Raw genomic sequence first — 14,067 nt, forward strand, 5'->3', positions numbered from 1 at the left:
TCAGTCGACGATGGCAGATAACCCCAATACCCCCGAGACCGAAGAGCTGATCGAGGCGACGCAGCCGGCCGAGACGGGCGTTTCCGCCGAGGCGCGCGTGGCCGAGCTCGAGGCCGAGGTCGCGAAATACAAGGACCAGGCGCTGCGCGCGCTCGCCGAGCAGGAGAACGTGCGTCGCCGCGCTCAGCGCGACCGGGAGGACGCGCTCAAGTTCGCGATCTCCGGCTTCGCCAAGGACCTGGTCAACGTCGCCGACAACCTGCGCCGCGCGATCGACAGCGTGCCGGAGGCCCAGGCGACGAAGAACGAGCTGGTGAAGAACCTGCTCTCGGGCGTGTCCGCGACCGAGCGCGAGCTGCTGGGCGCGTTCGAGAAGCACGGCATCCGCAGGGTCGATCCTGTCGGCGAGAAGTTCGACCACAACCTGCACCAGGCGATCTTCGAGCTCGAGAACACCGGCAAGCCCGCGGGCACGGTCGTCCAGGTGCTGCAGGCCGGCTACACGATCCACGACCGGCTGCTGCGTGAGGCGATGGTCGGCGTTGCCAAGGGCCCGGTGACGGAAGCCGCCGCGGCGGAGAAGCCGGCCACCGAAAAGTCGGCGGGCGAAAAACCGGCTGCGGAGGCGCATCAGCGCGTCGATCGCACGGCCTGATCCCGGTCGAGTGTGGCTTTTCGATTTTCCCTCACGAATCCGTGACAGGAAAGCATTTCGCCCCGTTGCAGGGTCGGAAAGCCGCCCATATATATCGGCGGGCGCCCGGTCGAATCGTGGCGCCCAGGTGAAATATCGGGGGACGGTGAAGGAGCGCTCCTCGGAGGCCCTCGCGTCCTGCTTGTTTGAGAGGCAGTAATGAGCAAAGTCATCGGTATCGATCTCGGCACGACCAATTCCTGCGTCGCTGTCATGGAAGGCAAGACCGCCAAGGTGATCGAGAACAGTGAAGGTGCGCGCACGACGCCGTCGATGGTCGCCTTCACCGAGAACGGCGAGCGCCTGGTCGGCCAGGCGGCGAAGCGCCAGGGCGTCACCAACCCGGAGAACACTTTCTCTGCGATCAAGCGCCTGATCGGCCGCCGCTTCGAAGATCCGACCGTCAAGAAGGATATCGGCCTCGTTCCCTATAAGATCATCGGCGCCGACAATGGCGACGCCTGGGTCGAGAGCCGCAACGACAAGTACGCGCCGTCGCAGATCAGCGCGTTCATCCTGCAGAAGATGAAGGAGACCGCCGAGGCCTATCTCGGCGAGACGGTGACCCAGGCGGTCATCACGGTGCCGGCCTATTTCAACGACAGCCAGCGCCAGGCGACGAAGGACGCCGGCAAGATCGCCGGCCTCGAAGTGCTGCGCATCATCAACGAGCCGACCGCGGCGGCCCTTGCCTATGGCATGGAGAAGCGCGGCTCCGGCACGATCGCGGTCTATGACCTGGGCGGCGGCACGTTCGACGTCTCGATCCTCGAGATCGGCGACGGCGTGTTCGAGGTGAAGTCGACCAACGGCGACACGTTCCTCGGCGGCGAGGATTTCGACAAGTCGGTGATCGACTACCTGGCCGACGAGTTCCGGAAGGAGCAGGGCATCGACCTGCGCAAGGACCGGCTGGCGCTCCAGCGCCTCAAGGAAGCGGCCGAGAAGGCGAAGATCGAGCTGTCGTCCTCGATGCAGACCGAGGTCAATCTGCCGTTCATCACGGCCGACCAGTCGGGTCCGAAGCATCTCAACATCAAGCTCTCCCGCGCCAAGCTCGAGAGCCTGGTCGAGGATCTGGTGCAGCGGACGATCGAGCCCTGCAAGGCGGCGCTCCGTGATGCAGGCCTGAAGGCCTCCGAGATCGACGAAGTGATCCTGGTCGGCGGCATGACCCGCATGCCCAAGATCGCCGAGACCGTGAAGCAGATCTTCGGCAAGGAGCCGAACAAGGGCGTGAACCCGGACGAGGTCGTGGCCATCGGCGCCGCGATCCAGGCCGGCGTGTTGAAGGGCGAGGTCAAGGACGTCCTGCTCCTCGACGTGACGCCGCTGTCGCTCGGCATCGAGACCCTGGGCGGCGTCTTCACGCGCCTCATCGACCGCAACACGACGATCCCGACCAAGAAGAGCCAGACCTTCTCGACCGCCGAGGACAACCAGACCGCGGTCACGATCCGCGTGTTCCAGGGCGAGCGCGAGATGGCGGCCGACAACAAGCTGCTCGGCCAGTTCGACCTCATCGGCCTGCCGCCGGCGCCGCGCGGCATGCCGCAGATCGAGGTGACGTTCGACATCGACGCGAACGGCATCGTCCAGGTGTCGGCCAAGGACAAGGGCACCGGCAAGGAGCAGCAGATCCGTATCCAGGCCTCGGGCGGTCTCTCGGACAGCGAGATCGACAAGATGGTCAAGGAAGCCGAGCTCAACGCCGAGGCGGACAAGAAGAAGCGTGAGCTGGTCGAGGTCAGGAACCAGGCGGAGGCGCTCGTCCATTCGACCGAGCGCACCTTGAAGGAAGAGGCGGCCCAGAGCGTCGCCGAGGCCGACAAGAAGGCGGTCGAGGATGCGGTCGCGGCGCTGAAGGCGGCGCTCTCGACGGATGACGCCGAGGCGATCAAGGCCAAGACCGAGGCGCTGGCCCAGGTGTCGATGAAGATCGGCGAGGCGATCTACAAGGCGAAGGCGGCGGCGGAGGGCGCGCCGGGTGCCGAGACGCCCCATGCCGGTCCGGAGGCGGGTCAGGCCGCCGGCGGCGGCGGCGGCGACGACGGCCGTGTGGTCGATGCCGACTTCGAGGAAGTCGACGAGCGTAAGAAGGGTCACCAGGCCTAAGCGGCCGGTTACCGGTTCTAGAGAGGCAGGGGGGCGGCTCGAAGCGATTCGAGATCGCCCCCCGGTTCGTCGGGATCCGACCATATGGCGAAACAAGACTATTACGATGTTCTGGGAGTCGGGCGCGGCGCGAGCCCGGATGACCTCAAGAAGGCGTACCGCAAGCTCGCGATGCAATATCACCCGGACCGCAATCCGGGCGACAAGACGGCCGAGCACAAGTTCAAGGATATCAGCGAGGCCTATGACGTCCTGAAGGACGATCAGAAGCGCGCGGCCTATGACCGGTTCGGCCACGGCGCCTTCGAGAACGGCGGCGGCCGGGCCGGCGGCGGTCCGGGCGATTTCGGCTTCGCGAGCGGCTTTGCCGACATCTTCGACGAGATGTTCGGCGATTTCGTCGGCGGCCGGCGCGGCCCGTCGGCCTCCCGCGGCTCCGACCTGCGCTACAATCTCGAAATCAGCCTCGAGGACGCGTTCAAGGGCTCGACCGCCCAGATCCGCGTGCCGACCTCGCAGAGCTGCGAGGCCTGCAAGGGCTCGGGCGCCGAGGCCGGATCGAAGCCGGTCACCTGCACGACCTGCCATGGCCATGGCAAAGTGCGCGCCCAGCAGGGCTTCTTCACAATCGAACGCACCTGCCCCAGCTGCGGCGGCGCCGGCCGCGTGATCGAGAACCCGTGCAAGTCGTGCGGCGGCCAGGGCCGCGTGCGCAAGGAAAAGACGCTGTCGGTCAATATCCCGGCCGGCGTCGAGGAAGGCACGCGCATTCGCCTGGCCGGCGAGGGCGAGGCCGGCATCCGCGGCTCGGCCCCGGGCGACCTCTATATCTTCCTGTCGGTGACGCCGCACCGGCTGTTCCAGCGCGACGGCGCCAACATCCATTGCCGCGTGCCCATCCCGATGACGACCGCGTCCTTGGGCGGCCAGATCGAGGTACCGACGATCGACGGCGCGCGCGCGCGCGTCACGATCCCGGCCGGCACCCAGTCGGGCCACCAGTTCCGCCTCAAGGCCAAGGGCATGTCCGTGCTGCGCTCGCCGTCGCGCGGCGACATGTATATCGAGGCGGTCGTGGAAACGCCGGTCAATCTCACCAAGCGCCAGCAGGAACTGCTGCGCGAGTTCGAGATCGAAGGCGGCGGCGCCAAGACCAGCCCGGAATCCGAAGGCTTCTTCGCCCGCGTCCGCGAATTCTGGGACGATTTGAGGGACTGACGGGGGCTCCCTTTCCCGCTTGCGGGAGAGGGTTGGGGTGAGGGCGGTCCGACCCAGGCACCCTCACCCGCCTCGCTTGACGCTCGGCACCCTCTCCCACTCGCGTGGGCGAGGGTTTTCTTTACCCCGGAAACGCGCTTATCGCCGGGAAGTCCTGGCGGATGTCCCACGTCGTGTTCTTGGCCGTGCGCTGCTGGCGGATCCAGCCGCCCTGCCCGTCGGCCCGGTAGTGGATGTAGTCGACTACGTCCGGCAGGTCTGTCGGCAATTCCTCGCCGGGCTTCAGCTTCTGGAAACGCGGGTCGGTGAAATCCGGATGGCTGCTTACCTCCAGGATCTCGTCGGCATGATCCTTCGGCATCAGGTGCCAGGTGATGCGCGCCGCCTGGACCACGGTCAGCTCCTCATCCTCGCCGGTCGTCTTGTCGACGTAATGCTGCCAGACGATCTTGTCGCCCTCGACCGTGAAGAAATGCGTGATGAGGCCGGCATAGAGCCCTTCGCCGGTCGAGCAGTCGTTGCCGAGCGCCCAGACCTGGCGCCCGCCCGTCTGCGGCAGCGGATGGTCCGACGTCGCCGCAAGCTCGCAGTCGAGCCGTCGTTCGGCGAGCGCCTTGCCGTCGAGGTCGATGAGCCGGATGAGCGCATGCCGCGTCTCGGTCTCGGCGAAAGACTTCTTGAGCGCCGCGTCGGCCGTGACACCCGGGGCGGAAAGGAAATCGGCCGGGTCCTTGCTGCCGCCCCACATGGCTTCACGCATGGCCGGGGTGAGGCGCGCGTCTTCCAGGATCTCGATGCGCCGCTCGCTGGGCTTGCCGGCGTCGGCCACGATCGTCGATTGATGCACGACATATTCGATGGGCTTGCCCGGCGAACAGGCGGCGAGCGAAAGCGACAGGAGCGGCAGAACCAGCAGGCGGGACATTCAGGCAGGATCCGGAAGAAGCGCGGCGCGGGCACCCTAGGCGAGAGAAGGCCTCGCCGCCAAGAGCCTATCGGGCAGGCTGGATCAGGTCGGCTGGATCAGGCCGGCTGGATCAGGCCGGGCCGAACTGCGTCGCGACGTCGCCCTGGAACGTGAGCGGCCCGGTATGGCTGAGGCGGCTTTGGAGATCTGCCCAGATCTCGCCGCCCATTGCCGTCCAGCGCCGGCAGAAGCTGAAGTCTTCGGAGAGATAGGTGCCGGTCTCCCGGTCGATCAGGCAGTCGAACAGAGCATAGCGGTGCGGGCTGTCCTTGAGCGGGTCGTTCGCCTGGTGCTCGCGGGCGTATTTCAGCTCCGCGTAGTGCGCTTGCATGCGCTCCAGCACCGGGCGCCGGATCATCAGGAAGCCGGTGCCGGCATAGCGCACGCGGGCAAAGCCGTCCCTGACGCCGATGCGGCCGGGGTCGAGGAATTCGAGGACATAGGAGAGCGCCGCCGCCTCGATCGGCTCGCGCCCCTGGGCCGCGACCGCCTTCACCTTGGGCCAGTCGATCTTCTTGGTCGGATAGACCCCGGCCGCCATGTCCGCACCGAAATCCAGGAGCCGGAACGCCGCTTCCGGCTCGAAGCCAATGTCGGCGTCGACGAACAGCAGGTGCGTCGCGGCCGGATTGCCGAGGAAATGCGCCACGACATTCTGGCGCGCGCGGGTGACCAGTGCGTCGCCGCCCTGCAGCAGTACCGTGAAGCCGATGCCGCGCTGGTCGCACGCGCGCTGCAGCTTCAGGAGCGAGACGGCGAACTGGCTCGTCACCTGGCCGCCATAGCAGGGCGTGCCGATGGCGAGATGGACAGGGGCATCGGTCACGCAGCACTCTCCTCGGGCAGATCCATGGTCAGTAGGCGGGCAAGCCGCTCGGCCGAGAGGGTGCCAGGAGCAGCGGAATAGACGGTGACGCTGAGCTCGAGCGCTTCGCCTGCGTGGAGGACGGTGTGGTCCAGTTCGAGGTAGCCCACGATCGGGTGCTGGAAGCGCTTCAAGCCGTCGGCCGGCGCCAGGACGTCATGCTGCTGCCACAGCGGCCGGAAGTCGGGCGAGGCGTGCCACAGATCGTCCACCAGGCTCTGGAAGGCCGGATGGCCGCCCGAGCGGGCGAAGTCCGTGCGGAAGCGGGCGATGGAGCGCCTGGCCGCGATTTCCCAATCCGGCAGGATCCGGCGGAAGTGTGGCTCGGCGAACATCAGCCATAGCATGTTGCGCTCGCGCGGTGGCCGTCGGCTGAAGTCGATGATCAGCCGTTCGGCGCCCCGGTTCCAGGCGACGGCGTCCCAGCGTCCGTTGCGCACGACGACCGGCTGGTCGTGCAGGCTGTCGATCATGCGCCGGAGCAGCGGGCTCACCGACGCCGCCATCTCGGACGGGACCGCGGGCGCGGCGCGGCCGGTGAGCACGAAGAGATGCGCCCGCTCTGTCGCGTCGAGCCTGAGTGCCGTCGCGATCCGGTCGAGCGCCGCGGTCGAGACCTGGATGTCGCGGCCCTGTTCGAGCCAAGTGTACCAGGTGACGCCGAGGCCGGCGAGCTGGGCTACCTCCTCGCGTCGGAGGCCGGGCGTGCGCCGGCGGCCGCCGGTGGGCAAGCCGACCGCCTCCGGCTGCAGCTTCGCGCGCTGGCTGATGAGAAATGCCGCGAGGCCGGCCCGGTCGACCGTGATCGCACTCATCATGGTATCTCCTATACCAGGATAACTGCTTAGATTGTCCTAGTACCTCTGAGCGGCCATTCTGTCGCTACCGCGCGTCCGCATCCAGCGAAATCGACATTCCCGGCGGACGCGTTCAAGGAGATAGAAATGTCTGATCACACGCCGGCGCCCCGGTTCTGGGCGCCGATCTCGGTGCTGCTGCTCGGCGCCTTCGTCGTGGCGCTCGACAATTTCATCGTCAATGTCGCGATCCCCCGGCTCAAGGCCGACTTCAACACCGGCTACGGCACAATCCAGCTGATCATTGTGGCCTATGGCCTGGCCTACGGCATGAGCCTTGTGACCGGCGGGCGTCTCGGCGACCTCTATGGCCGCAAGCGCATGTATCTCTTGGGCTTCGCCGGCTTCACCCTCGCCTCGCTCCTGTGCGGCCTCGCCCCGTCGCCCGCGTTTCTGGTCGCGGCCCGGCTGTTGCAGGGTATCACGGGTGCCGTCCTGCACCCGCAGATCGTCGCCATGCTGCGGGTCCAGATGGCGCCGGAGCGGCGGCGCTTCGCCTTCGCGCTCTATGGTTCGGCGCTCGGCCTGGGCGCCATCGCCGGCCAGCTCCTGGGTGGGGCACTCGTCGACTGGGACTGGCTCGGCCTCGGCTGGCGCCTCGTCTTCCTGGTCAACCTGCCGGTCGGTCTCATTGCCGTACCGGCGGCGGCTCTGTTGCTGGACGAGACGCTGCGGGCAAAGCGCGTCCGGTTCGATGTGCCCGGCATGGCGCTCGCGGCGCTCACCCTCGGCGCCGTGCTGACGCCGCTCATTCTCGGCCGCGAGGCCGGCTGGCCGCTCTGGACCTGGGCCTCGTTCGCGGTGAGCCTGCCGCTCGGCGGGGCCTTCGTGCGCCGCGAGCGGGAGCTCAGCTGGATGGGCCGGGCGCCGCTCGTCGATTTCCGCCTGTTCCGCGCCCCCGCCTTCGTCAGCGGGCTGCTGCTCTCCGGCACTTTCTTCACGACGCTCAATTCCTTCTACATGGCACTGACGCTGCTGGAGCAGCTGGGTCTCGGCGCATCGGCGTTCGAGACCGGGCTCGTGTTCCTGCCGCTCGGCCTCACCTTCCTCGTGGGCACGCTCGCGGCCGTCCGGCTCGGCGGGCGGCGGACGCTCGATCTCGGGCTCCTGTTCACGCTCGCGGGCTATGGGCTGCTGTTCTCGGTTGGCCATGTCGTCGGGCCGGACTGGCCGGTGCGGGCGCTGGTGCCGGGTCTCGCGGTGCTGGGGCTGGGCCAGGGCCTGTTCATCACGCCGCTCCTGAACGTGATCCTGGCGCGGGTCGATGCGGCCGAGGCGGGCAGCGCCGCGGGCGTGCTCGCGACTGCGCAGCAGACGGGCGGCGCGCTCGGCATCGCGATCGTCGGGCTCCTGTTCTTCGGGGCGCTCGACGGCGGCGTCGGGGGCTTCCGCCATGGCTTCGAGCACGTTGCGGAATACGCGTTCGGCGTCTCGCTCGTCTGCCTCGTTCTGCTGCGCCGGCTCGACCAGTCGCACCGCCGGGCGGCGAGCGTCGGGGTAGAGCCGGCCTGACAGGTTGGCGAGGGCGGATCAGGCGGTGACCTTGGCCTTGGCGGCGGCGGGCTTCGCCGCCGGCTCGCCGTCGCCCTCGGTCAGCACGCGGACGAGCGCCTCGCGGATGTCGCGGATCTTGCTCTCGTGCTCGATCTTGAGACCGAAGATGTCCTTTACATAGAAGACGTCGACGACCTTCTCGCCATAGGTCGTGATCTTGGCGCCGGAAATCTGCACACCCTGGGCGGTCAAGGCCCGCGTCAAGTCGAACAGCAGCGCCGGTCGGTCGCGGCCGTTGACCTCGACGACCGTGTGGGCGGCCGACGCCTTGTTGTCGATCAGCACGCGCGGCGCCACGGTGAAGACCCGCGTGCGGCTCGGCAGCGCCGGCCGGCGCTTCAGCTCCTTGCGCGGGTCGAGCTTGCCGCCCAGCACGTTCTCGAACAGCACGGCGAGCCGCGCCAGCTTGTCGGGCCGGTCGAACGCGTCGCCCTGGGCGTCCTGAACCCAGAACGTGTCGAGCGCCATGCCGTTCACCATGGTGACGATGCGCGCGTCGACGATCATGGCGCCGGCGAGCGACAGGGCACCGGCGATGCGCGAGAACAGGCCCGGATGGTCGGCGGTATAGACCGTGACCTCGGTGACCGAGCGGGAGAGATCGACCCGGTTCGCGACCGTGAGCGGCGCCTGGTTCCGGTCGGCCTCGCGCATGAGCCGCGCGTGGCGGGCGAGCGTCACCGGATCGTGGCTCAGCCAATAGAACGGATAGCCGCGCTGGGTGAAGGCGGCGAAGTCCGCGGCGTCGAATTCCGGCAAGAGCTCGCGCACCTGCTCCTGCACCTTGGCGATGCGCACGTCGCGCGGATCGGCCACGACCCCGCCGGACATGAGTTCCTGCGCACGCCGATAGAGCTCGCGCAGCAGCGCCGCCTTCCAGCCGTTCCAGACATTGGGGCCGACCGCGCGGATATCGCAGGCGGTCAGGATCAGGAGCAGCTTCAGACGCTCGGGCGACTGCACCCGCGCCACGAAATCCTGGATCGTCTTCGGATCGTCGATGTCGCGCTTGAAGGCGGTCCGGCTCATGACGAGGTGGTGGAGCACCAGCCACGAAACGGTCTCGGTCTCCTCGGCGTCGAGGCCGAGCCGGGGCCCGAGCTTCAGCGCGATCTTGGCGCCCAGTTCCGAATGGTCGCCCGGCCGGCCCTTGGCGATGTCATGCAGCAGGACGGCAAGGTAGAGCGCACGGCGGGACGCGATCGTGTCGACGATCGAGCTCGCCAGCGGCAGCTCGTCCTTGAGCTCGCCCGCTTCGATCTTGTGCAGCTGGGCGAGTGCGAAGATCGTGTGCTCGTCGACCGTGTACACATGGTACATGTCGTACTGCATCTGGGCCACGACCCGGCCGAAATCCGGGATGAAGCGGCCGAACACACCCGCCTCATTGAGCCGTCTGAGGCTGTTCTCCGGATCGATGCGCGAGGTCAGGATCTCCATGAACAGCCGGTTGGCCTCGGGATCCGCCCTGAGCTTGCCGTCGATGAGCTTCAGCGACTGGGTGACGAGCCGGATCGCATGCGGATGGATGTCGAGCCGGTGGGTCTCGGCGACATGGAACAGGCGCAAGAGATTGACCGGGTCGTCCTCGAACGCCCGGTCGGACACGAGCGACAGCCGCCCGCCATCGATCTTGAAGCCTTCGATCGACTTGGTGCCAGGGATGAGCCGCCGCCACAGCGACACGGGCTTGCGCTTCTGTTCGGCCTCGAGTGCGGCGATGAAGATGCGCGTCAGGTCGCCCACGTCCTTCGCGATCAGGAAGTAGTGCTTCATGAAGCGCTCGACGCCGCGCGAGCCGGCATGGTCCGTATAGCCCATGCGCCGGCCGATCTCGGCCTGCACGTCGAAAGTGAGCCGTTCCTCGGGCCGGCCGGTCAGGTAATGCAGGTGGCAGCGCACGGTCCACAGGAAGATCTCGGCGCGATGGAACCGGCTCGCCTCGTCCCGACTCAAGATGCCGCGCTCGACCAGCTCGTCGAGGCCACGCACCCGGAACAGGTATTTGGCGATCCAGAGCAAGCCGTGCAGGTCGCGCAAGCCGCCCTTGCCTTCCTTGATGTTGGGCTCCAGCACGTAGCGGCTGTCGCCGAGGCGCTGATGCCGCTGGTCGCGCTCGGCGAGCTTCGCGTCGACGAAGCCGATGCCGCTGCCCTCGATCACCTCGCGCTCGAACCGCTTCTCCAGGTCCGCGAACAGGTCCTCGTCGCCCGAGATGAGCCGTGCCTCGAGGAGCGCCGTGCGGATCGTGATGTCGCCTGTCGCCTGGCGCAGGCTGTCGTCGACCGAACGGGTCGCGTGCCCGACCTTGAGGCCGAGGTCCCACAGCACATAGAGCAGGAACTCGATCACCTGCTCGGTATGGGGCGTCGCCTTGTAGGGCAGCAGGAACAGGAGATCGATGTCCGACTGCGGCGCGAGCTCCGCCCGGCCATAGCCGCCGACCGCGCAGATCGCGAGCTTCTCGCCCTTGGTCGGGTTCGAGACCCGGAACAGGGTCTGCGCCGTGATGCGATGGAGTGCCCGCACGATCGTGTCGATCAGCCAGGAGGTGCCGGCCATGGCCATTGCCCCGTCCTGGCTCGCCATGAAGCGCGTCTCGATCTCGCGCCGGCCGGCCTGCAGCACCGGCTTCAGCTCCGCGACCAGCGCCTGCTGCGGCGAACGCGCACCGCGCTCCCCGATCGCGGCGCTCAGAACCGCGTCGAGCGCCGCCGGATCGACGATCCGTTCGGGATGAGCCACGTGCTGCATCCCGTCATTTCGCCGGGGAATGTCGATCGGCGCAACAGCCGCGTCTGGCGGGGCGGCCTTGCTGCGTCTGAAACCGGCGCGCGAGCGGGCGAGAGGGCGCATGGGCGATTGTTCCGGCTGAAAAGATCAGAGGTTTGACCGCAGATGTGATGCCGCACAAGGCTTAAGAAAAGTGCAAGGCTGGCAACGCCGCGCGGCAAATCCCATCAGCCGCGCGCGAGCCCGACCAGCTGGTAGACGAGATCGAGCGCCGCCCTGGGGGTGAGCTCATCCGGGTTGATCGCCTTCACCGCCTCCTCGATGGGTGACGGCGGCGGGGGCGAGACCTTTGAGGTCGGGCGCCGGGCCGCGCTGAAGAGGGGCAGGTCGTCGGCGAGCCGGGTCAAGGCACTGCCGGCCTCGCCCTGCTCCAGGATCTCCAGCACTTCCTCGGCGCGCGCCACGACGGGCTTCGGCAGGCCTGCGAGCTTCGCCACATGGATGCCGTAGGACCGGTCGGCCGCCCCTGGCGCTACCTCGTGCAGGAACACGACGTCGCCCTGCCACTCCTTGACCCGCATGGTGTAGCAGGCAAGGTCGGGCAACTGGGCGGCGAGCGCCGTCAGCTCGTGATAGTGGGTCGCGAACAGTGCCCGGCAGCGGTTCGCCTGATGCAGATGCTCGACCGCGGCCCAGGCGATCGACAGGCCGTCGTAGGTCGCGGTCCCGCGCCCGATCTCGTCCAGGATGACGAGCGCCCGCGGGCCCGACTGGTTCAGGATCGCCGCGGTCTCGACCATCTCGACCATGAAGGTCGAACGGCCGCGTGCCAGATCGTCGGCGGCACCGACGCGGCTGTAGAGCCGGTCGACGATGCCGATCCTGGCACGCTCCGCCGGCACGTAGCAGCCGATCTGGGCCAGGATGGCGATGAGCGCGTTCTGGCGCAGGAACGTGCTCTTGCCGGCCATGTTCGGGCCGGTCAAGAGCCAGAGCCGCCGGCCCGGCTCGAGCGTGCAGTCGTTGCCGACGAAGCTGGTCCCCGCAGGCAGGCTCGCCTCGACCACCGGGTGGCGCCCACCGACGATGTCGAACGCGACGCTGTCCTCGATCTCCGGCCGGCAGTAGCGCCGCTCGACCGCAAGCTCGCCGTGGCTCGCCGCGACGTCGAGCTGGGCCAGCGCCGCGGCGGCGCGCTGGATCGGCTCCGCCCGTTCGACCGCCTCGCGCACCAGGTCGTCGAAGAGCGCCAGCTCCAGCGCCAGCGCCTTGTCGCCGGCCTGGCCGATGCGCGTCTCGATCTCGGAAAGCTCGACCGTGGTGAAGCGCATGGCGTTCGCCATGGTCTGGCGATGGATGAAGCGGCCACCGGCGCCATAGTCGAGCTTCGACGCATGGGTCGGCGTCACCTCGATATAATAGCCCAGTACGTTGTTGTGCCGGATCTTGAGGCTGGCGACGCCGGTCTCCTCGGCATAGCGCGCCTGAAGGGCGGCCATCATGCGCCGGCTCTCGTCGCGCAAGCTCCGCCATTCGTCGAGCTCGGCGGAATAGCCGGCTGCGATGAAGCCGCCGTCGCGCGCCAGAAGGGGCAGGTCGGCCGCGAGCGCGCGCGCCAAGCGGTCGACGAGTACCGCATGTTCGCCGAGGTCGACGCCGGCCTGGCGCAAGAGGCTGCCGGCGACGGCTTCGGGCCGGGCCAGCACCAGCGGGCGGATGCGCGCGGTGGCCGCGAGCCCGTCGCGCAAGCCCGCCAAATCGCGCGGGCCGCCGCGGCCGAGGCCGAGCCGCGAGAGGGCGCGCGCCATGTCCGGGCATTCCTTGAGAAAGGCGCGGAGGTCGCTGCGGAAACGCTCGTCGCGCACGAAGACCTCGACCAGGTCGAGCCGTGCGTTGATCAGGCCGGGATCGGTCAGCGGCCCGGCGAGCTCGGCCGCGAGCCGGCGGGCGCCGGCGCCGGTCTGGGTCCGGTCGATGGTTGCGAGCAGGCTGCCGCGCCGCTCGCCGGAAAGCGTCTGCGCCAGTTCCAGGTTGCGCCGCGTCGCGGCGTCGATCTCCATGACCGCGCCGGCCGAGAGGCGGCGGGGAGGCCCAAGCTTCGGGTGCTTGCCCTGCTGCGTCAGATCGATGTAGTCGACGAGCGCCCCGCCCGCGGCATATTCGGCCCGACCGAACGTGCCGAAACCGTCCAGCGTGCCGACGCCGTAGAGCTGGGCCAGGCGCCGGCGCCCGCTCTCGCTGTCGAAGCGCGCGCCCGGCAGCGGCGTCAGCACCGCCTTCCAGTCGCCCAGCACCTCGAACAGCTCCGGCCGCTGCAACAGCCGGTCGGCGATCAGGAGCTCGCCCGGGGCGAGCCGCGCCAGCGCTGCGCCGACCTGGGCCGCCTCCAGCGGCTGGAACTCGACCTCACCGGTCGAAAGCTCGGCCGAGGCGAGTGCCAGCTCGCCCGCCGCCTCGGCCAGGGCGGCCAGGAAATTGTGCCGGCGCGCGTCGAGGAGATTGTCCTCGGTCACCGTGCCCGAGGTCACGATGCGAACGACGCCGCGGCGGACCGGCTGCTTGCCGCCGCGCTTCTTCGCCTCCGCCGGGTCCTCCATCTGCTCGCAGATCGCGACGCGGAAGCCTTGGCGGATGAGGCGGGCCAGATAGGCGTCGGCGGCATGGATCGGCACGCCGCACATCGGGATGTCGGCGCCATCGTGCTTGCCGCGCCGGGTGAGCGTGATGTCGAGCGCCACCGACGCCTTCGCCGCATCGTCGAAGAACAGCTCGTAGAAATCGCCCATCCGGTAGAACAAGAGATGGTCCGGATGCTGCCGCTTGATCTCGAGATACTGCGCCATCATCGGCGTCGCCGGCTCGGCGGCGAGGATGCGGGCGGTGGTCTCTCTCTCGGGCTCGGGAAGATCGGATTGGAGATCGGATTGGAGATCGGATTCGGGCGACATCAGGCCTGGGGCAGAGTGGAGCGGGCAGAACCGCCTCGATAGCACGCCCGGGCGAAATCCACGAGACCGCCCGTTGCGGCGGCGGCACGACGGGGTGGTGCGCCCCTTGGTTTAGG

Annotated in this window: 9 protein-coding genes; 4 read left to right on the plus strand and 5 right to left on the minus strand. The window is 68.3% G+C overall.

All coding sequences use genetic code 11. The features are described from left to right. Window positions 1-10 precede the first annotated feature (10 nt). The 3 genes from grpE to dnaJ all read left to right on the plus strand — a co-directional run bounded on the left by grpE (window position 11) and on the right by dnaJ (window position 4,027). Window positions 11-655, plus strand: a complete 645-nt coding sequence (grpE, locus tag IEY58_RS22055) for a nucleotide exchange factor GrpE (RefSeq protein ID WP_189049818.1) — start codon at window positions 11-13, stop codon at window positions 653-655. A gap of 198 nt (window positions 656-853) precedes the next feature. Then, a complete protein-coding gene (dnaK, locus tag IEY58_RS22060; protein WP_189049820.1) occupies window positions 854-2,809 on the plus strand; it encodes a molecular chaperone DnaK in 1,956 nt (651 codons plus the stop codon). Window positions 2,810-2,893: 84 nt separating this feature from the next. Beyond that, entirely contained in the window at window positions 2,894-4,027 is a 1,134-nt protein-coding gene (dnaJ, locus tag IEY58_RS22065; protein WP_189049822.1) for a molecular chaperone DnaJ, read from the plus strand. 121 nt (window positions 4,028-4,148) lie between these two features. On the opposite strand, the gene IEY58_RS22070 is transcribed toward dnaJ, so the two are convergent. The 3 genes from IEY58_RS22070 to IEY58_RS22080 form a co-directional block, all read right to left on the minus strand. Beyond that, window positions 4,149-4,952, minus strand: a complete 804-nt coding sequence (locus tag IEY58_RS22070; RefSeq protein ID WP_189049824.1) for a hypothetical protein — start codon at window positions 4,950-4,952, stop codon at window positions 4,149-4,151. Window positions 4,953-5,064: 112 nt separating this feature from the next. After that, a complete protein-coding gene (locus IEY58_RS22075) occupies window positions 5,065-5,820 on the minus strand; it encodes a hypothetical protein (protein ID WP_189049826.1) in 756 nt (251 codons plus the stop codon). After that, window positions 5,817-6,677 carry a helix-turn-helix transcriptional regulator gene (locus IEY58_RS22080; protein WP_189049827.1) on the minus strand — a complete coding sequence of 287 codons (861 nt, stop codon included), beginning with the start codon at window positions 6,675-6,677 and terminating at the stop codon, window positions 5,817-5,819. The genes IEY58_RS22075 and IEY58_RS22080 overlap by 4 nt, the downstream gene beginning before the upstream one ends. A 126-nt stretch (window positions 6,678-6,803) precedes the next feature. On the opposite strand from IEY58_RS22080, the gene IEY58_RS22085 reads away from it, so the two are divergent. Then, entirely contained in the window at window positions 6,804-8,228 is a 1,425-nt protein-coding gene (locus tag IEY58_RS22085; protein ID WP_189049829.1) for an MFS transporter, read from the plus strand. Between the two features lie 18 nt (window positions 8,229-8,246). Here IEY58_RS22085 and IEY58_RS22090 read toward each other — a convergent pair whose 3' ends face one another. Continuing rightward, a complete protein-coding gene (locus tag IEY58_RS22090) occupies window positions 8,247-11,024 on the minus strand; it encodes a [protein-PII] uridylyltransferase (protein WP_189049831.1) in 2,778 nt (925 codons plus the stop codon). A 206-nt stretch (window positions 11,025-11,230) separates the two neighbouring features. Further along, window positions 11,231-13,849 carry a DNA mismatch repair protein MutS gene (gene mutS, locus IEY58_RS22095; RefSeq protein WP_229743889.1) on the minus strand — a complete coding sequence of 873 codons (2,619 nt, stop codon included), beginning with the start codon at window positions 13,847-13,849 and terminating at the stop codon, window positions 11,231-11,233. Window positions 13,850-14,067: the final 218 nt, after the last annotated feature.

Source organism: Aliidongia dinghuensis (genome assembly GCF_014643535.1).
Classification (GTDB): domain Bacteria; phylum Pseudomonadota; class Alphaproteobacteria; order ATCC43930; family CGMCC-115725; genus Aliidongia; species Aliidongia dinghuensis.

Bases quoted from the DNA above. Each gene is read 5' to 3' on its own strand.
- grpE (WP_189049818.1), top strand. From the start codon at position 11: ATGGCAGATAACCCCAATACCCCCGAGACCGAAGAGCTGATCGAGGCG.
- dnaK (WP_189049820.1), top strand. From the start codon at position 854: ATGAGCAAAGTCATCGGTATCGATCTCGGCACGACCAATTCCTGCGTC.
- dnaJ (WP_189049822.1), top strand. From the start codon at position 2,894: ATGGCGAAACAAGACTATTACGATGTTCTGGGAGTCGGGCGCGGCGCG.
- IEY58_RS22070 (WP_189049824.1), bottom strand. From the start codon at position 4,952: ATGTCCCGCCTGCTGGTTCTGCCGCTCCTGTCGCTTTCGCTCGCCGCC.
- IEY58_RS22080 (WP_189049827.1), bottom strand. From the start codon at position 6,677: ATGATGAGTGCGATCACGGTCGACCGGGCCGGCCTCGCGGCATTTCTC.
- IEY58_RS22085 (WP_189049829.1), top strand. From the start codon at position 6,804: ATGTCTGATCACACGCCGGCGCCCCGGTTCTGGGCGCCGATCTCGGTG.
- IEY58_RS22090 (WP_189049831.1), bottom strand. From the start codon at position 11,024: ATGCAGCACGTGGCTCATCCCGAACGGATCGTCGATCCGGCGGCGCTC.
- mutS (WP_229743889.1), bottom strand. From the start codon at position 13,849: ATGATGGCGCAGTATCTCGAGATCAAGCGGCAGCATCCGGACCATCTC.